Origin of the sequence: Kribbella sp. VKM Ac-2569 (assembly GCF_004216905.1) — a bacterium.
In the GTDB taxonomy this organism is placed as follows: domain Bacteria; phylum Actinomycetota; class Actinomycetes; order Propionibacteriales; family Kribbellaceae; genus Kribbella.
On the sequence record NZ_SGXJ01000003.1, the window covers coordinates 342030 to 360558 of the forward strand.

An 18529-nucleotide genomic window follows, 5' to 3' on the forward strand; every position below is an offset into this window, starting at 1 on the left:
GGCGATGCCCCTGCGTCAATCGATCCGCCTCGGTGGTTATCTGCTCAAGCAGAAGCTGCTGCGACGGGACAAGTTCGCACTGCTGGTCGAGCTCGAGCCGTTGTTCGCATGCAATCTCGCCTGTGCCGGTTGCGGCAAGATCCAGCATCCCGCTTCGGTCCTCAAGCAGCGGATGCCGGTCGAGCAGGCGGTCCGCGCGATCGAGGAGAGCGGTGCCCCGATGGTCTCCATCGCCGGCGGCGAGCCGTTGATGCACAAGGAGGTCGACGAGATCGTCCGGCAGTTGCTGGCCCGGCGAAAGATCGTCTTCCTGTGCACCAACGCGTTGCTGCTGCCCAAGCACCTGCACAAGTTCACGCCGCACCGCAACTTCGCCTGGATGGTCCACATCGACGGGTTACGCGAGCGCCACGACGCCTCGGTCTGCAAGGACGGTGTGTTCGACCAGGCGGTCGCCGCGATCAAGCAGGCCCAAGCGGCCGGGTTCCGGGTGATGACCAACACGACCTTCTTCGACACGGACACGCCGCAGGACGTCATCGACGTACTGGACTATCTGAACGACGAGCTCGGAGTCGACAACATGCAGATCTCGCCCGGGTTCGCGTACGAGAAGGCGCCGGACCAGGAGCACTGGCTCGGTCCTGAGGAGACCCGGCAGCTGTTCGCCAAGGCGTTCGCCGGTGGACGCCGGAAGAAGTGGCGGCTGAACCACTCGCCGCTGTACCTGGACTTCCTTGAGGGCAGGGTCGACTTCTCCTGCACGGCGTGGGCGATCCCGTCGTACTCGCTCAAGGGCTGGCAACGGCCGTGCTACCTGATGGAGGACGGGTACGTCGCGACGTACAAGGAACTGCTCCAGGAAACCGATTGGGCCGCGTACGGCCGCGGCAAGGATCCCCGGTGTGCGAACTGCATGGCGCATTGCGGGTACGAGCCGACAGCCGTCGTGGCGACCATGGGGTCGCTGCGGCAAACCATCCGTGCCGCGGTCGGATCATGACTACGTCGGACGTCGACGAGCGTCCCGCCGCGAGCAAGCGACTCCTGGACACAGTGGCTTCACCCGCCGATCTCCAGCGGCTGGCGGCGGCCGAACTGCGCGGACTTGCCGACGAGATCCGTGCGCAACTGGTCCGCCAGGTCACGCGTACGGGCGGGCATCTCGGCCCCAATCTCGGTGTCGTCGAGTTGACGATCGCGCTCCATCGAGTCTTCACCTCGCCACGGGATTTGTTCGTCTGGGACACCGGGCACCAGACATACGTGCACAAGATGCTCACCGGCCGGCTCGACCGTTTTGACACCTTGCGACAGGCGGGCGGGCTGTCGGGTTACCCGAGCCGGTCCGAGAGTGAGCACGACGTCGTCGAGAACTCGCACGCCTCCACCGCGCTTTCGTACGCCGACGGCCTGGCGAAGGGCTTTCAGCTCACCGGTTCGCTCGAGCGACGGGTCGTCGCGATCGTGGGAGACGGTGCGATGACCGGTGGGATGTGCTGGGAGGCGCTCAACAACATCGCGGCGGCGCCGGACCGGCCGGTCGTCATCGTGCTCAACGACAACGGGCGATCGTACGAACCGACCGTCGGATCTCTGGCCGCCCAATTGCGAGCGCTGCGGACCGGGAAGGCACGGGGCAACGTCTTCGAGCAGCTCGGTCTCGCGTACCTAGGGCCGGTCGACGGCCACGACGCATTGGCGCTGGAGGCGGCGCTGCGTACCGCCGCGCTCCTGCAGCACCCAGTTGTCGTGCATTGCGTCACCCGCAAAGGCGCCGGCCACACGCCCTCGGAGCTCGACGACGCCGACCACCACCACACCGTCAACCCGGCGCGCTCCGATGGTGCTGCCAAGCAGGTTCCTGGCCCCAACTGGACGGATGTGTTCGGCCAGGAATTGGTGGCGATCGCGGACGAGCGGGCGGATCTGGTCGCCGTGACCGCGGCGATGGTGCGGCCGACAGGGCTGTTTCCACTGGCCTGCCGGTATCCCGAGCGTGTGTTCGACGTCGGGATCGCCGAACAGCACGCAGTGACCTCGGCCGTCGGGCTGGCCACGGCAGGGCTGCATCCCGTCGTCGCGATCTACTCGACGTTCCTCAACCGTGCCTTCGACCAGGTACTGATGGACGCCGCACTTCACCGAGCACCCATCACCTTCGTCCTGGACCGGGCCGGCATCACCGGTCCGGACGGGCCGTCCCACCACGGGATGTGGGATCTGTCCCTGTTCGGGCTGGTTCCGGGCTTACGGATCGCGGCGCCTCGAGATGTTCAGCAGCTGCGGGGCCTGTTGCGCGCATGCGTCGCTCACGAGCGTGGGCCCACCATGCTTCGGTTTCCCCGTGGACGCGACGGGGCCGCCATCCGCGCGCGCGGAACTGTCGGCAGTGCGGAGTTGCTGACGGACGGGCGGTCTGAGGTCCTGCTCCTGCCGGTCGGGCCGCTGGCTGCCGCTGCGGTGGAGGCCTGCGGTCGCCTCCGCGAGCTGGGAATCCGGGCAACCGTCGCCGATCCGCGGTGGATCAGCCCGATCGATCCCGAACTCGTCCGGTTCGCCGGCGAGCACCGACTCGTGGTGACGATCGAGGACAACGCACTAACGGGTGGCTTCGGCGATGCGCTCGCACGGGCATTCCGGCGTATGGCGTCACACCCCGAACTGCTCACTCTCGGCCTCCCCGGCAACTTCATCCCAGCCGGCGACCGCACCAACCTCCTCCACGCTCACGGCCTGGACCCGGAAGGCATCACCCGCGTCGTCGCAGCCGCAGCGTGAGTCCGCGGTCGGGTTCTTGATCGCGGCGGCAATTCTCATGGTCGTTTTAAGGAGTCGGGTGCAGGCACATCAGAAGAAGATGGAGGGAGGAGACCGCACGTGCCGTTTGGGGCGATCCTGGCGCGGGGACAGGGAGGGCGATGACCGTGCGGTTCTGGTGGCCTGGAAGGGTGCCGGTCGAGTGATCACGGCCACCCACAATCGCACCGTTCGGGAGGATCGATGGACGAGGCACCTGGCACACTGATCAACCTGAACGACACCGCTCTGACGTTGGCTGAGCCTGCCGACGACCTCCGTGGCCGGAAAGTGGTGGATCGTAACGGTGACGAGGTCGGCGACGTCGAAGGGCTGATCATCGACGAACACGAACGGCGGGCCCGGTTCCTCCTGGTCGGGTCGGGTGGGTTCCTCGGACTCGGCGAGAAGAAGCAACTCGTCCCGGTCGATGCCATTACCGGCGTCGACGAGGACACCGTTCGGATCTCCACAGAACGGACCCACGTCGCGGGCGGTCCGGTCTACGACCCGGAAGTCGTACCGGAGCCGCAGTACTACGAGGATCTCTACGGCTACTGGGGCTACCCGCCGTTCTGGGGACCCGGCTACGTGTACCCACCCTTCCGGCGCTGACTTGCCAGGCCTGGTCCGGTGTGAGTGTGAGCCCGGGTGCCGGGAGGTTGGTACAAGTACTGGTGTCTGCCGTGGCTCGGGCGACGATCAGTCATCCGGCGAGTACCTTCCACTGCGTTCGTAGCGGAGAGGTTCGGAGGGCCGCCAGGTGGCAACTGACAACCGCGGCAGCATGCGATGGCGTAAACGATTGACCGAATTCTCGGCACGAACGGGTGGGGGGATCGTCGCCACGGTGCAGAGCGCGTGGCGGCATCGGGTGCTCGGGATGGCCGCGGAGATCGCGTTCTGGATGCTTCTGTCGCTTCCCCCGCTGGCCCTGTGCATGCTCGGTCTGGTCGGCTACCTGGGCAGTGCTTTCGGCGCGGATTTCGGTACGGAGATAGGACCGCGACTCATCCACATCGCATCGCAAGCTCTGACCCCTACGACTGTGAACAGTCTGGTCCGGCCCCTTGTCGACGACGTCCTCACCAAGGGCCGCGCTGACGTCGCATCGGTCGGCTTCTTCCTTGCTCTCTGGGCCGGCTCGACCGCGACTGCGAGCTATGTGAACGCCGTCGCCATCGCCTATGGGCAGCGCAGTGACCGCGGCGCCGCGCACAGCCGGATCCTCGCCCTCGGCATGTACTTGGCCGGTGTACTCATCGGAGTCGTCCTGCTGCCGTTGCTGATCGTGGGTCCGCAAACCCTGCTCCGGCTCATGTCGCCCACCGGACACGACCTGGCTCAGACACTTCTCCGGCTCACGTACTGGCCCAGCCTGCTGATTCTGTCCGTGCTCGCTCTGGTCACGTTCTACCACTTCGCCGTACCGCTCCGCTCCAGATGGCGCGAGCACTTGCCGGGCGCCGCCATCGCCACCGTCATCTGGCTCGCCGGCGCGGCCGCCGTCCGGGTCTACCTGCGCTACGCCTTCGACACCGTCAACATCTACGGTCCGATCAGCGCTCCGATCGCCGCGCTGCTTTTCTTCTACCTCACCGCGCTCGCCGTCCTGCTCGGCGCCGAGGCGAATGCCCAGACCCAGTCCCGCCGCCCGTCGCGGACGTGACGTACCGCCGAATCACGGCGCACACTGGCAGTGAGCCCTTCGGCGCGAGGAGGGGACTGACCATGCACCGACGACACTTCAGACGTCTCCACCGGAACCCAGCCGGCACGCCGACGCAGCCCGCCTCCGTGCCGCTCCGAGAGGGCATGTCGATCGAGACCCGCATGAACGAGATGCTGATCATCGCCCGCGATCGAGCTTGGCGTCGAGGCCGTCGTCCGTAGTCACCTGATCGAGTTGGAGGTCGGGGGATGAACTGGCGGTTGGTGCCCGACGACCGGGCACTCGCGGTGCTCTACCAGCGTGCCGAGAATCTGCTTCAGGGCCTGTCGCGTGCCGAGCGCACAGGCGGGCGGGTCTTGCCCGCGGTACTGACCCAAGGCAATGCGCTGGCCGCGTTGCAACGGACAGGTACGGTACTGCGGGACGCCGTCGACGCGTTCGGCGTACCGCCGGTCGGGCCGGGTCGCAGCATCCGGCCTCGCCTGTTCGCGGAGGGGCGGGAGCGGATGCCGCTGCGCGTGGTATGGATTTCGGAGGCTGACACCGAGAGTCTCGCGGCAGCCCTGCGAGCCCTGAACATTGCATTGACGCCGCTCGACCGGGCAGCTGTGGACGACCCGGCGCAACGCCGCTTGCTGGACGCAGTGGCCGAACTCGTGGACGAATTCGACCCGGACACGCAACTCTGGAGCGGCGCGCGACGCCCACTCGATCGCAAAGAACTCCTTCAGCCGCTCGCTCGGCTTGTCGCCCTCCTCGCCTGGCCCGGCGATGACGACGCCACCGTGTTGCTAGCAGTCCGGCAAGCAAATCCCGACGTCGACTTGGAGTTGACCGACCGCCAGAGCGCGGCGTACGACCGAGTCATGGAACGGATCAACGCACTGCTGACCGGCGGCGACGTACACGACATCCTGTTCTGACCGCGCGTGCTCACCGTTGGGCGCCTCTACGACGGATCAGCCCGATCGCCCCGGTCGCCAGGAGCGCTCGGCCGTTCTTGAACAGCCAGAGCCCCAGGACCAGCGCGGCTGCCGTCGCGGCGCCGGCAAAGAAGACGCCCGCAACAGTGCCGCCGAGGCCGGTGCCGAAGACCTCCAGGGTTGCGTCGTCGGCGGACGATGCTGCCACGCCGAACCCGAGCCCTACGGCGAGGGCAACGAGGATGAGTCCGAGCACAATCATGGCTACCGCCTCCTGGCATCGATGCTGCTCCCGCTCACACGGCGCTGGGTGGGTCGGTGGGTGCGTCCCCTTCCGTTGGCTTGGTCGTATCTGTCGATGACGGCGCTGGTGGGGCGTCGCTGATCGAATCCTTGATGTCGATGCGGCGGCCTTCGGCGGCTTGGGCCTTGGGCGCGTGGATGGTGAGGACTCCGTTGGTCAATGTGGCTTCGATCGTCTCGCCGTCGACGGCGCCGGGCAGGGTGATGGTGTGGTCGAACGGACCGGTACGGCGGGCCTGCTGGTGCAGGATGCCGATCCGTTCCCGGTCTTTGACCTCGCCGTGCAGCGTGAGTTGGCGGTCGTTCCACTCGAGGACGAGGGTGTCGCGGGGTACGCCAGGCAGGTCGATCTCGACGAGGTAGGCGTCGTCGGTCTCCTCGATGTCGACCGGGGATCGCCACGAGCGCAGGTCGACGTCGTCGGCGAGGTTGCGCATCATCTGGTTCATCCGCCGGTAGATGTCTTCGAGGTGGGCGAACGGTTCGCTCGGCAGCCAGCGCCTAGGACCCAGCTGGTCCCGTTGGCCGTCCTGGCCGCTGCCGGGTCGGACTGGGTGCAGTGGTCGCTCCATGGTTGATGTCACCTCTTCGGCTGGTATTCGGAGCCGTCCGTTCCGGACGCGAGACCTGCCCGGGCCGTCGGCCGATCGGGAAGGTCATGAGCTTGTGGTGAGGGGTGTTGTGGTCTGCGGACCCGGACGGCAGGGATCCAGACCATGCGCCCGCAGTAGGTGATCAGGACTTGCGGTCCGCGGCGGCCGTCGCGAATGGCGTGCGCCTTGGCGGTCAGCCACCGGCCGCCGACCAGGACCTGTACCGGCGCCGGAGCGGCCGGTGCGACCTGACGCCTGGTGGGTCGGATGTTGTTCGCCACCGCGACACCTCTTTCGCCGTGGGAGTCAGGGACCCTGTGGAGGCCGTGGTCCTCGAATCAGCGATACCACCGCGGCTGACCCAACGATCATGGGCCTGCTCAGTGACGCCGCTGTCGGTGGTGGACGAGGCGGCGCAGCTGAGTTACCCGCGCGGTGCCGATCACCATGGCGACGATGCCGACGCCGACGCCGGCGATCAGCAGGGCCAGCGCCAGCGGAACGGACCCGTTCATCCACAGGAAGCTGACCTCGACGCGTCGGGTGTTTTGCAACATGAACACGATGAGCACCACGAGCGTGAGCGCGGCGGCGCAGACCCCGACCCAGGTGGCACCCGTGCGAGTGCGGGGCACCGCATCCGGTGCTGCTGGCTCGGTCGAGGTTGCGGGCGTAGGAACGCTCTCGAGTGGCGGATCCGCCAGGGTCTTCTGTGATTTCCGGGTGCGGTGCAAGACGGACATGGCGTCTTCCTTGCGGAGAGCCGGTGTGGCTGGCACCTCAGGAGTGGAGTGTCGTCGTTCCGGACATCACTATTTTACTCTGGTTCAGAGAACATGCATTCATGCAATTCGGTCGCCGCTGTGAGTTCAGCCTGGGCGCGACGACCTGGATCGTCTGAGGTGTTTCGGCGAATGCTGCAGTGGAGGCTGGTCTGGACCTAGTGGCAAGGATGCGAATCAGGGGAGTCCGGGGGTGTGCATCGGCGTGCAACATCTAGTTCGTCGGGATCCACACCCGCATGGCGTGTGCGCCGCGGTTCGCCCAGGCGTAGTAGGGGATGAGTGTGATTGCTACGAGTCTCCCATCGATGCGGACCCGGCAGCCCACTCCGGTACCCGTAGCGCCAGCTCGACCTCGTGATCTGCAACCCGGAACAGTCGTTGCGCATAACGGAAACGCCTTGCACACAAGAAGTGTGCAAGGCTCGGGGTTCTCGTTTGAGCAGGAATTTGTCGGCGCCTGCCTGGGACCTTGTGGGAGGAGGTGAAACGCCCGCCGGGAGCCGCCGCACTGCTGCGTGGCCGCAAGCGGATGGCTGGTGGATTGGCGTCGGCGGGCAGATGATGAGCCCCTGCCACTAGACGGCCTACTCACCCACTCGCCTGCATGCGCTCGAGTGAGTGCGGGTACCGGATGGCCATCAATCGCGCGGCTGGTTGGGTCGCGCGGAACGAGGCAGTGGCGCATGCCCGCACACCTAGCACTGCATATCGGCGTGGACGTCGGCGACGAAGCCACCATCGTGACTCCGGTGGGGGTGTTCGCTGTCAGTACGGCGGGGAAGCTGCGCACAGTGCTCCTGCGGTGCATCGCGCAGCAGCCGGCCGCGGTGATTGTGGACCTGAGCATGATGTGCGTCCTCGCGCCGGCGAACCTGAGCATGTTCGCGGTGGTTGCGCGGCGTAGGGCTGATCTGACCGGTGTGCGGTTGCTGCTCGTTGCCGGTCCGCCGACCGAGCACCGGAGTCTGGAGACACGGTCGATCGCGCACTTCGTCGGTGTCTACCCGACGTTGGACGCGGCGCTGGCATCGGTACGCCGTCCATCCCTGTGCCAGCTCGTTCGCCGAACGGTACGGCGAGGAGTGCGCGACCTGGAATCGGTCCGGAGTTTCGTCGGCGACGCCTGTGCGGAATGGGCCTGTGAGTCGATCGCGGACGATGCGCGGCTGATCACCCATGAGCTGGTGAGCAACGTGCTGCGTCACGCGCATACGGATGCCGACGTGAGACTTCACTTGCGTCGGCGTACGCTCCTGATCGCCGTCAGCGATGGGGATCCGCGCCCGCCGAAGCTGGTGCCTCTCGATCAGGCGTCGGAACCGCGCACAGACGGATACGGTCTGGTGATCGTCGATGCGCTGGCCCGACACTGGGGAACCGCGCCAATCGCCGACGGCAAGCTGGTATGGGCCGCACTCGACGCACCGGCCTCGAAAGCGTCGCTCGCCGCCGCAGCCTGGCGAGCAGGGCTGTAGTCCAGGTGACAACGAGCGGAGCCATCACGATGGTCCGCGAGCGCGTCTGACGGGACCCGGGTCAACCGCGCGGTGTTGTCGGTCTGGTGACAGGGACGACGGTGAGCAGGTCGTCGAGGCCGTTGAAATCATCTGGATTCGTCGTGAAGAGGGGGACGCCCTCGGCGATCGCGATCGCGGCGATCATCAGGTCGGCGACTCGACGCCGAGGTTTGCGGCCCGCGCTGACGACGGCGGCGCAGACTCTGCCGTAGATACGGGCGGCTTCCGCATCGAACGGGATGGGATCGAACTCGTTCTCGGCGCGTTGGAGGACGTCCATCCGCCGGGCGCGCTCGGCGTGTTCGTCGTAGTCGTCCTGTTCGTCGTTGCCTCGGACTTCGTGGGGGCCCGCGGAGAGTTCTGCCAGCGTGATGGCGCTGATCGCGATCTCGGACGGCAGCTCGGCGGGATCGACCCACTTGCGCAAGATCATGATGTTCGTGTCCACGAGACCTTGCCGGTACTCAGCGGGCATAGGGGTCGTCCAGTTGCTGGTCGGAGGTGGCGTCCTGGTCGGCGCGGAAGGCGTCGACCGAGATGTCGGGAGCCGTCCGGGACATGGCTGCGAACTCGGCGCGCGGGACGAAGCGTCGCCGGCGTCGCAGGGGGACCAGTTCGCCGATCCGGTGCCCATCCCGCGTGACGGTGAAGGACTGGCCGCCCTGGACGGCGTCCATGATCTCTTTGGATCTGGTGCGCAGATCGCGCTGGGTGATCTCCGGCTGTCCGGTCATGCCACCAGGATAGCTACTCGGTGGCACATCGTGCCACCGAGTAGCACGCTCGAGAATCAGTGTGGAAGCGCGTCAGAGGTTGCCGCCCGCGGCGCGTGGGGCGGTGGGGTCGTCACTTTTGACGCCGACGTGTTCGCGGGCGAGGAAGTCTTCGAGGTGGAACAGGTCATCGCCGGCGCGCTTGGCGACATTCACCAGGGTGTTCATCTCGGCGACTTCCTCGACCTGCTCCTTGAGGAACCACTGCATGAACTGCTCACCGATGTAGTCGCTCTCGTCGCGCGCCGTGCGCGCGAGCGTCTCGATCTGCTTGGTGACCGTGATCTCCTGCGCCAGCGCGAGTTCGAGCGGCTCCAGTGCGGTCTTGAAGTCCGACTCGACCTCGCCGACCGACGGGATGTGCGGCCGGATGTCCTTGTCGAGCAGGTACTGGACCATCATCATCGCGTGGTTGCGCTCTTCCAGTGACTGCTTGTAGAAGTGCGCGGCCAGCTGCGGCAGGTCCTGGTCGTCGAACCAGACAGCGACTGCCACGTACTGCTGCGCGGCCGTGAATTCGTTACGGATCTGCTCCTGCAAAAGTCCTTCGTACGTGCCCATTCCGTCAATCTAACGGCGCGTGCCCCCGATCGGTACCACACGCAGTCGGCCAGATATCTGCCAGCGGATGTATGCGGGCATGCGGGCGAGCTACGGGACGCTGCGGTATCCCGCCCGCGCCAACCATTCACGTGCACGGCCGAGTGAGCAGGTGTGCCTGGCGGCTCGTGACGCCGAACTTCTGGTCCTCGGCAGGCATGGGCACGGAGCGTTCCATGACGCTCTCTGACTGGCGATCGCACTCGCTGGCTGTGCCCCACATCTCGCGAAGACCAAGGGGCGGCGTCGAAGACCGCCGCGGCACAGCTGTGACGAACACGGGTTTGCCGACGAGACTTGGTGTGAAGATGTCGGGCGCTCGGCGCTCGGCGTTCGGCGACGGAGAAATGGGGATAGCGGTGGCGAACGTGGAGTTCACCGGCATTCATCATGTCAAGCTGCCGGTCAGCGATCTGGCCCGCAGCCGCGAATGGTACGAACGGGTCCTTGGCTACACCATCGAGCTGGAGTTTCCTGACGACGACGGCGTGGTACGCGGCGTCGGCGGGCGGCTGCCCGGTGCGGGCGTCCCGGTAGCCCTGCGGCAAAACGCGCAGGCTGCTGTCGGCAACGCTGGATTCGACCCGGTGAGTTTCGCGATTGCCGACCGTACGGCGGCCGAGGCGTGGATCGCGCACTTCGACGGTCTCGGCGTACGACACTCCGGGATCAAGGGTGGCACCCGCGGCTGGGTGGTCGACGTCTACGACCCAGACGGGCTGACCGTTCGCCTGTACAGCACAGGTGACGACGCCGAGGACCACACCAATCAGCCGGGCTACCCCCACGCGGTGTAGCTCGATTGACTGACTCCGGAGATGGCCTGGCCAATGGGTAATCGGTGCGCCGGAGGAAACGGCTGCTCTTGCCGGGCTGGACGTCTCGGAGCCGGACGATCTGTACGGCGTCTTGGCCCTTGGAAGTCTCCTACAACTACAAAACGCGGGTGGCTGATGTCTCCATCAGGCCTGCCCGCGTTTGGTTAGCGTGTGTGTCCGAGGGGGGACTTGAACCCCCACGCCCCGCGAAGGGCACCAGCACCTCAAGCTAGCGCGTCTGCCTATTCCGCCACCCGGACGAGTGGTCTGACCGCCTGAGCGGTACCGACCGGAGAACAGTAGCAAACTCCAGGGGTGGAATTCACATCGGGCGGACCGGGGTGTCTGATGGGGCTGGACGAAGGGTGGGTGGAGATGACGGAGATGGATCTCTCGGCCGTTGAAGCGGAGCGTGAGCGGCTGCGTACGGCGTACTTGAAGGGTGGAGCTACGTCGTCGGCGCGTGGGCTGCATCACACTGCGTTACTGTGCGCGGACGTCGAACGGACGGTGCGGTTCTACCAGGAGGTGCTGGGATTCCCGCTGACCGAGATGGTCGGGAACCGGGACTACGAGGGGTCGACGCACTTCTTCTTCGATATCGGGAACGGGAACCTGCTGGCGTTCTTCGACTTCCCGGGGCTGGACCTCGGGCCGTACGCCGAGGTGCTCGGTGGACTGCATCATCTGGCGATCTCGGTGGAGCCCGATCAGTGGGATCGGCTGAAGGCGAGCCTGACCGAGCACGGCGTCGAGTTCCAGGAGGAGAGCGGTACGTCGATCTACTTCCGCGACCCCGACGGCGCGCGGATCGAGCTGATCTCCGATCCGCTGGGCGAGATGTACGGCCTCAAGGTGCTCTGAAGGCCCTGGAGGTCCACGAGCCGTTGACCCAGTGCCGGGCGGGCGGGATCCTCGACTCGGGGTGAGACCGAGTCTCGGGGTGGGGCAATGGGGCAACGTAGTCCGTTGGTGACGCTCGCAGCGACGGCCGTTGGGCTGGTCGGGTTGCTGGTGGTCAACAGCACGCAGACCGATGCCCCGGCCGCCGTTCAGACGGAGGCGGCCGGCCCGACAAGCGCGCCCACAACGCCCCCGCCAACAACGCCCACGACCGCGGCGCCGACCACACCCGAGCAGACTCCGGCAGCACAGAACCCAGTGGTGTACGTCGGCCGGACAGCCGGTCGGGAGGCGACGCTCGCCGTCGCCGTCAAAGGCGCCAAGGCCGTCGCCTACGTGTGCGACGGCCGCCGCGTAGAGGCTTGGCTGACCGGCACCTTCGCCGCCGGCAAGCTCGTACTGCGCTCGCGCACAGGCGAGCGCCTGACCGGCGTCGCCACCGCGAAAGCCGCGTCAGGAGAACTGACCCTGCGCGGTCGCTCACTGCGGTTCACGGCGACCCTGGCAGGACCACCGGCCGGGCTCTACCGGGCCAAGAACACCACGTCGACGATCGGCTGGATCGTCCTCCCCGACGGCTCGCAGGTAGGCATCGACAACGACGGAACTCCCGCCGCCGCGCCACCGCTCGACCCCGCCACCCGCTCCGCCACCGTGAACGGTGCGGCTGTCACAGCTCAAGCCATCGCCGGCGACGAGACTTTCTGAGGTGGGTGGGTCAATGAGCACGACGTCCGTCGCGAGGCGCAGTGCCGTTGCGGTCCCGTTGATCGCCGGCGCCGCAGCGGCTGTCGCGTTGGGCGTCTATGGGCGATTGCACGAGCCCACCGGCGTCGCGATCGACATCGCGGGCTTCTCCAGTTTCCAAGCGGTCAAGAGCTGGCTGGCCACGCTGGCCGCCGTACTCGGCCTGCTCCAACTGGCGAGCGCCGCCGCCCTCTACCGAGGCCGTACCCACCTCGCCCCCTTGCACCGATGGTCCGGACGAGCGGCCGTCCTGGTCACGCTCCCCGTCGTCGCGCATTGCCTTTATGCATTGGGCTTCCAGTACGGCGAATCGCGCGTACTGATCCACTCCCTGCTCGGCTGCTTCTTCTACGGCGCGTTCGTCGTGAAGATGCTGGCGCTCACCCGGGCCGGCGCGCCGTCCTGGCTGCTCCCGGTCGCCGGCGGGGCTGTCTTCACCGGCCTGATCGGGCTCTGGCTCACCTCGGCGCTGTGGTTCTTCACCACGTTCGGCGTCATCCGTTGAAAGGACCCGCTGTGGACGCACCCAGCCGCCGTACCATCCTCACCGGAGCCGCCGCCGGACTCGCGACGGTCGCCGGCTGCGCGAAGTACGGCGAGCCGCAAAGTACGCCCGCGCCCGCGCCGGCCGACACCGTCCTCGGCCCGACGGCGGATATCCCGGTCGGCGGTGGGAAGATCTTCGCGCCGCAGCAGGTCGTGGTCACCCAGCCGGTCCAGGGAACGTTCAAGGCGTTCAGTTCGATCTGCACCCACCTGAGCTGCCCCGTCGCGAGCGTTGCCGTCGGCACCATCAACTGTGACTGTCACGGCAGCAAGTACTCGATCAAGGACGGTTCAGTCGTCAACGGGCCGGCGCCGCGCCCCCTCCCGCCGAAGCAGATCACGATCTCCGGTGACGCGATCACGTTGACCTGAAGGGCGGCGGTACGTCGTGGCGTGTAATGGGTACCGGGAGGCGTGATGGAGGACGGTCCCGGCGCCAAGCGTCCGCGTGGGCGATCCGCGGCGGTCATCGTCACCGCTGCCCTGGTCGTCACGCTGGTGTCCGCTGTGCTCGGCGCCATCGCGGTCGGCTGGTTCGACGGCGGTCCCCGGTCCGCGCCCGGGCAGAGCGCCGTACCCCTGGCACCTGCCACCAGGCTGCCTTCGGCGACGGCAGGTACGTCGGACACCGGGACGCCGCCAGGACCGGCGGCGACCCCGGCGCCGCCGCCGACGACCGAGTTCAGGTTTCAGCCGCTCTGGCCGTTCCGGTCGGTGACGGAGGCCGCGGCCTGGCAGCGGTCGTATCGCGGGAGTGGCGGGCAGCCGTGGCATCTGGACGCCGAGGAAACGGCGCTCAACTTCACGCGAGGCTTCCTCGGGTTCACCGAGATCGACCGGGTGGTGTCGCGGTCTGCCCGCGGTGAGGACGCCTACATCGGCGTCGGCTACCAGGCCGAGGGCCGCCCGAGCGTCGCAGCCGTCATCCATTTGGTGAAGATCGGACGTGGATCGGACGCACCTTGGGAGGTGGTCGGCACAGCGGACACGTCGCTCACAGTGGAGCGGCCCCGGTACGCCGCCCGCGTCACGTCACCGATCACTGTCGGTGGGCGAATCACCGGCGTGGACGAGTCGATCCGTGTCCAGGTACGGCAGCCGTCGTCGGAGGAGCCAATCGGCACCTACTGCTGCCGGCCCGGCGGTGGTGAGAAGCAGTCGTGGTCCGTGCAAGTGAGCTTCCGCGCGGCCGTGGATCCGGCCTTGACTGTCGTGGCTTCGACAGGCGGTCATCTGAAGGAGATCGAGCAGTTCGCGATCACAGGGGTACGTCGGGGCTGACCGCAGGGCCGCGTGGTTCGCCGTACCGGGATCTGACTGTGGCCGCGCTGTGGGAGAGGATAGGCCTATGAGTGCTTCGGAGACCGCTGATCGTTCGTACACCCCTGACGCCGAAGTCGTGGAGCTCTGCAGTGAGCTGATCCGGATCGACACCACGAACTACGGGAACGGCAAGAGCAACGGGGAGCGGGTCGCGGCCGAGTACGTCGCGGCGAAGCTGGACGAGGTCGGGATCGAGTCGACGATCTACGAGTCGGAGCCGGGGCGGGCGACGCTGGTCGCACACTGGGACGGCGAGGACCAGAGTGCGGACCCGCTGCTCGTGCACGGGCACCTCGACGTCGTACCGGCGGATCCGAAGGACTGGAAGGTCGATCCGTTCGCGGGGGAGATCTTCGACGGGTGTGTGTGGGGTCGCGGCGCGGTCGACATGAAGGACTTCGACGCGATGGTGCTGTCGGTCGTGCGGGCGCGGCAACGCGCCGGCGTGAAGCCGCGGCGTCCGGTCCGGCTGGTGTTCACGGCCGACGAGGAAGCCGGCGGCGTGTACGGCGCCCAGTGGCTGATCAACAACCACCCGGACACCGTTGCCGACTGCACCGAAGGCATCGGCGAGGTCGGCGGGTTCTCGATCACGGTCAAGGACGACCTGCGGCTGTACCTGATCGAGACCGCCGAGAAGGGCATGAACTGGATGCGGCTCAAGGCCCGTGGTACGGCGGGACACGGGTCGATGGTCAACACCGACAACGCCGTCACGAACCTCGTCGAGGCCGTCACGCGGATCGGTTCGCACGAGTGGCCGCTGCGCGTGACGCCGACCGTCCGCGAGTTCTTGAAAACGCTGGAGGACGTGCTCGAGGTCGAGCTCGACCCCGAGGACATGACTACGACGCTGTCGAAGCTGGGCAGCTTCAGCCGGATGTTCGGCGCCACGATCCGCAACACCGCGAACCCGACGATGCTGAACGCCGGCTACAAGGTGAACGTGATCCCGGGCGACGCGGAGGCGCACATCGACGGGCGGTTCCTGCCCGGGCACGAGGACGAGTTCTTCGCGACCATCGACGAACTGCTCGGCGACAAGGTGCAGCGCGAGACCGTCGTCCAGGACATCGCGCTGGAGACCGAGTTCAGCGGCGGTCTGGTCGAGGCGATGAAGGCGTGCCTCGCGGCCGAGGACCCGCAGAGCCGGACCGCGCCGCTGCTGATGTCGGGCGGTACGGACGCCAAGTCGTGGAGCCGGCTGGGCGTGCGTTGCTTCGGGTTCGTACCGCTGCAGCTGCCGCCGGACCTGGACTTCATGGGCATGTTCCACGGCATCGACGAGCGGGTGCCGACGTCGGCGCTGGAGTTCGGGTCGCGAGTGCTGGACCGGTTCCTCGATCAGGCCTGACACAGGCCGGTTGATTCAGCCCTGCAGATGAGTCGGCCGGTGGGTCACCTGCTCGATGTCCTCGGCCGCCTCCAGTACCAGCCGGTGCGAGAGCTCGGACAGTGCCCGCGCGGCAGCCAGCTCGTCGCCGATCTGCGGGACCTCACGGTCGTTCGGATGGCGGTACGCCGTACCTCGCGCCGAGAGCTGCTCGCCCGCATGGGTCCGCAGCCGCGCCTCCGCCCGGGTCGTTCGCTCGTCCTCCTCCTCGTCGATCACGATGTCGACCACCCACTGCCGCATCGTTGACATCCCACTCACCTTCGTCCATGGAGTTCCTACTCCGAGCGTCGTACGTCTGCGCGCGAAGTGCCAGTGCCGGACCCGGATCAGTGGAAGTCGACCGGTTCCTCGATCAGGCCTGACGGATGATCCTTGGCACGGTCAGTAGGCCGGAGTTGAGGTAGTCGGCGGCGTGTTCGATGTGCTGGAGGTCGAACCGCCGCCCGTAGCGTGCGGTGGCCTCTGCGGCCGCGTCGAGCAGGTGATGATCGGCGGAGAGCGCGTTCGCAGCGGTGTTGTGTACGACGATCCGCAGCTCGTTCACGCCCGGTCGCGCGGCGGCCGTGAGGTCGACCTGGTACGGCGGCGCCCAGAGTGAACCGCAGTGGGTGTCGTTGAGCCAGATGTCGGCGGCGACGCCCACCGGCGGGGTGATGAGCGCGCGGTAGGAGTTGCTCGGGAGGTAGGGCTCGCTGTCGGGTGCGACCGGTTCACCTGGGCCGAAGTCGAGGAGTAGGCGGCCTGTAGTGTCCGGGAGTTCGATCTCGGTGCGGTAGGTGGCTGAGCCGGAGTACGTCGTGAGTGCCGGGTCGTCCTCCCAGCGGTGCGGGAGCGTGATCGGGCGACTGTCATTGCCAAAGGCAACCGACCAGCCGTCGTGAAGTGGGTTGACCAGTTGGTCGGCCGGAGCGGACGCCTCAGCTGAGGGCTCAGGTGTGGTGGTTGCGATCAGGACGGCTGACTCGTAGGGGTGGAGGGTGACGGTGCGGGTGACTGCAGCGTCGTCAGAGAGCGCTCTCCAGTGTTCCAGCGGCCGGTCGAAGGTGAGGGTGCGGATCTCGGGGCCGGTGTTGGCGACGAAGTAGAAGTCGCCGTCGTCCAGGCGCCGGTGGACCACACCGACGTCCTGTTGGGGAGAGAGCGGCGGTGGCGGGAGGTGGTCGGCGAGAGTGTTGACGTCGGCGATCACCTTTCCGCCGGCCGCGATGACAGCATCCAGCCAGCGCTGGGTTTCCGGCGGTGTCGTCGTTCCTTCGGGTACGACGACCAGCGGTGCGTCAGCGGGATCGAGTACCTCGAGCGCGTCGTCATCGATCAGGTCGAAGTCGAGTCCGGCCTCCCGGATCGTCCGGGGAGCGCTCTCTGGGATCAGCCGGCGGGCCACCCGGTAGAGGTTCAGCGGCTCGGCGTGCCCCGTGCGTACGTCGGCGTACGCGTCGGAGGCCGGGATGTAGATCTTCACCGGCCGGACCGGCGTGCCCTGCTGGAGCAGCCAGGAGAGACGGTGGAGAGAACGGAAGAGAGCGGTCGCTGACGGCCACCAAGGGTTCCGGTCGTCGAGTGCGCCCGCGGCGTAGAAGATCCACCCGAGGCCGGGCCCGTCGGACGGCGAGTAGGGCCACCCGTGGCCGATGAGCTGGTTGACGCCGGAGAGGAAGTGTTCGAGGGCCTCGCCCTGGAGATCCAGCGGCGTCGCGCGGAACGAGGGGGAGTGGACCCACGTCCACACCTCGGCGGACACGACCGAGCGGCCGTAGAGGTTCGCGGCCGACGACGCCCAGCGGGTCTCGGGGATGCGCGTCCATCCCCAGCCTTCGCCTTCGAACAGGTCGGCATGCCGGTAGCTGCTCATCGTGGCCGGCGGCTCACCGTAGCTCTGGATCCGGAACGGTACGCCGTGCCCGGACGCCCATTGCTGGAACACCTTGAGGAAGTTGTCCTCGTACAGCTCCGACAGCGTCCGCCCGAAGTCGATCCGCAGCTGCCGCGAGCCCTCGGTGTCCACGAGCAGTTCGAAGAGCCGCGGCCGCAGCTCGTACCCGCGGCGTTTCACGAACTCGTCGAAGATCGTCGGCGTCCAGTCCCCGCCGTACACCTCGAGGCTGTCGCAGAACACGGACCCGAGAAGCTCGGGCGTGGCCGCGAGGAGCAATGGCTCGGCGACCTGCTTGATGTGCTCGTTCGCGGCGGCGGCCGAGTAGTGGTCGAGCGTCAGCCCCTCGGCTCCCACCGCGGTCCGTTTCACCTGCTGCCCGGTCACGCGGGACGTCGCGATCAGGACTTCGCGTGGCTGACCGCCGGCCGGTACGTGGATGATTCCGTCGCTCGCCGGTACCTCGACGTACGACGACGGCGCGCCGCCCGACCCGTCGCCGACGTACGCCGCGACGAACTCGTCACCGGGCCACGCGGCCACGACCGGTACGTCGTACGCCGCTGCACCGATCTCGCGGCGGTCCCAGTGCAACTGCCGTGCCGCGTACTCGGGTCCGACGTGCGCACCGCCGTACGACCAGCCGCTCCCGAGCGTCACGTCGAACCGCAACCCGAGCCGTCGCGCCGTCCGCGCCGCGTGCCCGACCAGTTCGAGGAACTCGGGCGATCCGAACGGCGCCGTCACCGGTCCCATCGGGTAGACGAACGCGACCTCGGCTCCGCCGAGCCCGGCCGCGGCCATGGCTTCCAGCTCGCGGTCGATTTCGTCTCGCTCGATGGACGGTCCGAACCACCACCAGCGCATCATCGGCCGCCCCTCGGGCGGCGGGTTCCGGAACTGTCGTCGTACGTCGTCGACGGTCGCCATGCTCTTCACCCCACAGCGACCGGTGACC

Annotated in this window: 21 protein-coding genes and 1 tRNA gene; 13 read left to right on the forward strand and 9 right to left on the reverse strand. The window is 67.3% G+C overall.

Annotation, left to right across the window (positions count from 1 at the left end; translation table 11 throughout):
• Positions 1-4: 4 nt before the first annotated feature.
• The 5 genes from hpnH (at position 5) to EV649_RS21910 (ending at position 5394) form a co-directional block, all read left to right on the forward strand.
• Positions 5-1003 carry an adenosyl-hopene transferase HpnH gene (gene hpnH, locus EV649_RS21890; protein WP_241998655.1) on the forward strand — a complete coding sequence of 333 codons (999 nt, stop codon included), beginning with the start codon at positions 5-7 and terminating at the stop codon, positions 1001-1003.
• The gene (locus EV649_RS21895; protein ID WP_130385420.1) at positions 1000-2781 is read left to right on the forward strand and encodes a 1-deoxy-D-xylulose-5-phosphate synthase; all 1782 of its coding nucleotides are present in this window, start codon (positions 1000-1002) and stop codon (positions 2779-2781) included. The genes hpnH and EV649_RS21895 overlap by 4 nt, the downstream gene beginning before the upstream one ends.
• Positions 2782-3003: 222 nt before the next feature.
• Positions 3004-3414, forward strand: coding sequence for a PRC-barrel domain-containing protein (locus EV649_RS21900; RefSeq protein ID WP_130385421.1), 411 nt, complete (start codon positions 3004-3006; stop codon positions 3412-3414).
• A 235-nt stretch (positions 3415-3649) separates the two neighbouring features.
• The gene (locus EV649_RS21905) at positions 3650-4468 is read left to right on the forward strand and encodes a YihY/virulence factor BrkB family protein (RefSeq protein ID WP_157996282.1); all 819 of its coding nucleotides are present in this window, start codon (positions 3650-3652) and stop codon (positions 4466-4468) included.
• 251 nt (positions 4469-4719) lie between these two features.
• The gene (locus tag EV649_RS21910) at positions 4720-5394 is read left to right on the forward strand and encodes a hypothetical protein (protein WP_130385423.1); all 675 of its coding nucleotides are present in this window, start codon (positions 4720-4722) and stop codon (positions 5392-5394) included.
• A gap of 10 nt (positions 5395-5404) precedes the next feature.
• On the opposite strand, the gene EV649_RS21915 is transcribed toward EV649_RS21910, so the two are convergent.
• The 3 genes from EV649_RS21915 to EV649_RS21925 all read right to left on the reverse strand — a co-directional run bounded on the left by EV649_RS21915 (position 5405) and on the right by EV649_RS21925 (position 7033).
• The gene (locus EV649_RS21915) at positions 5405-5656 is read right to left on the reverse strand and encodes a hypothetical protein (protein WP_130385424.1); all 252 of its coding nucleotides are present in this window, start codon (positions 5654-5656) and stop codon (positions 5405-5407) included.
• A gap of 34 nt (positions 5657-5690) precedes the next feature.
• Positions 5691-6269 carry an Hsp20/alpha crystallin family protein gene (locus EV649_RS21920; protein ID WP_130385425.1) on the reverse strand — a complete coding sequence of 193 codons (579 nt, stop codon included), beginning with the start codon at positions 6267-6269 and terminating at the stop codon, positions 5691-5693.
• Between the two features lie 401 nt (positions 6270-6670).
• Positions 6671-7033 (reverse strand): lipopolysaccharide assembly protein LapA domain-containing protein, encoded by a 363-nt coding sequence (locus EV649_RS21925; protein ID WP_130385426.1) that lies wholly within the window; start codon positions 7031-7033, stop codon positions 6671-6673.
• A 725-nt stretch (positions 7034-7758) separates the two neighbouring features.
• On the opposite strand from EV649_RS21925, the gene EV649_RS21930 reads away from it, so the two are divergent.
• Positions 7759-8550 (forward strand): ATP-binding protein, encoded by a 792-nt coding sequence (locus EV649_RS21930; protein WP_130385427.1) that lies wholly within the window; start codon positions 7759-7761, stop codon positions 8548-8550.
• A 61-nt stretch (positions 8551-8611) separates the two neighbouring features.
• Here the strand turns inward: EV649_RS21930 and EV649_RS21935 are convergent, their stop codons facing one another.
• The 3 genes from EV649_RS21935 to EV649_RS21945 form a co-directional block, all read right to left on the reverse strand.
• Positions 8612-9067 (reverse strand): type II toxin-antitoxin system VapC family toxin, encoded by a 456-nt coding sequence (locus EV649_RS21935; RefSeq protein ID WP_130385428.1) that lies wholly within the window; start codon positions 9065-9067, stop codon positions 8612-8614.
• On the reverse strand, positions 9057-9326 hold the full coding sequence (locus tag EV649_RS21940; RefSeq protein WP_130385429.1) for a type II toxin-antitoxin system prevent-host-death family antitoxin: 270 nt from the start codon (positions 9324-9326) through the stop codon (positions 9057-9059). Before EV649_RS21940 ends, EV649_RS21935 begins: the two co-directional genes overlap by 11 nt.
• 72 nt (positions 9327-9398) lie before the next feature.
• Positions 9399-9926, reverse strand: a complete 528-nt coding sequence (locus EV649_RS21945) for a ferritin (protein WP_130385430.1) — start codon at positions 9924-9926, stop codon at positions 9399-9401.
• Between the two features lie 347 nt (positions 9927-10273).
• Between EV649_RS21945 and EV649_RS21950 the strand changes: the two genes are divergently transcribed.
• Complete coding sequence (locus EV649_RS21950) at positions 10274-10762, forward strand: VOC family protein (RefSeq protein ID WP_198682626.1); 489 nt, start codon at positions 10274-10276, stop codon at positions 10760-10762.
• Between the two features lie 195 nt (positions 10763-10957).
• Here the strand turns inward: EV649_RS21950 and EV649_RS21955 are convergent.
• Positions 10958-11043, reverse strand: a tRNA-Leu gene (locus tag EV649_RS21955).
• A 115-nt stretch (positions 11044-11158) separates the two neighbouring features.
• Here EV649_RS21955 and EV649_RS21960 point away from each other — a divergent pair.
• The 6 genes from EV649_RS21960 (at position 11159) to EV649_RS21980 (ending at position 15656) form a co-directional block, all read left to right on the forward strand.
• The gene (locus tag EV649_RS21960) at positions 11159-11647 is read left to right on the forward strand and encodes a VOC family protein (protein ID WP_130385431.1); all 489 of its coding nucleotides are present in this window, start codon (positions 11159-11161) and stop codon (positions 11645-11647) included.
• An 87-nt stretch (positions 11648-11734) separates the two neighbouring features.
• On the forward strand, positions 11735-12394 hold the full coding sequence (locus EV649_RS21965) for a hypothetical protein (protein ID WP_130385432.1): 660 nt from the start codon (positions 11735-11737) through the stop codon (positions 12392-12394).
• Positions 12395-12407: 13 nt separating this feature from the next.
• The gene (locus tag EV649_RS41690) at positions 12408-12938 is read left to right on the forward strand and encodes a DUF6529 family protein (RefSeq protein ID WP_241998515.1); all 531 of its coding nucleotides are present in this window, start codon (positions 12408-12410) and stop codon (positions 12936-12938) included.
• Between the two features lie 11 nt (positions 12939-12949).
• Positions 12950-13351: a Rieske (2Fe-2S) protein gene (locus tag EV649_RS41695; RefSeq protein WP_241998516.1), complete on the forward strand. Its 402-nt coding sequence runs from the start codon at positions 12950-12952 to the stop codon at positions 13349-13351.
• 45 nt (positions 13352-13396) lie between these two features.
• Positions 13397-14260, forward strand: coding sequence for a hypothetical protein (locus EV649_RS21975; RefSeq protein WP_198682627.1), 864 nt, complete (start codon positions 13397-13399; stop codon positions 14258-14260).
• Between the two features lie 67 nt (positions 14261-14327).
• Positions 14328-15656: a M20/M25/M40 family metallo-hydrolase gene (locus EV649_RS21980; RefSeq protein ID WP_130385434.1), complete on the forward strand. Its 1329-nt coding sequence runs from the start codon at positions 14328-14330 to the stop codon at positions 15654-15656.
• Between the two features lie 15 nt (positions 15657-15671).
• On the opposite strand, the gene EV649_RS21985 is transcribed toward EV649_RS21980, so the two are convergent.
• Both EV649_RS21985 and EV649_RS21990 read right to left on the reverse strand, forming a co-directional pair.
• Positions 15672-15947: a DUF1876 domain-containing protein gene (locus EV649_RS21985; RefSeq protein WP_241998518.1), complete on the reverse strand. Its 276-nt coding sequence runs from the start codon at positions 15945-15947 to the stop codon at positions 15672-15674.
• A gap of 103 nt (positions 15948-16050) precedes the next feature.
• The gene (locus tag EV649_RS21990; protein ID WP_130385435.1) at positions 16051-18501 is read right to left on the reverse strand and encodes a glycosyl hydrolase; all 2451 of its coding nucleotides are present in this window, start codon (positions 18499-18501) and stop codon (positions 16051-16053) included.
• Between the last annotated feature and the right edge of the window lie 28 nt (positions 18502-18529).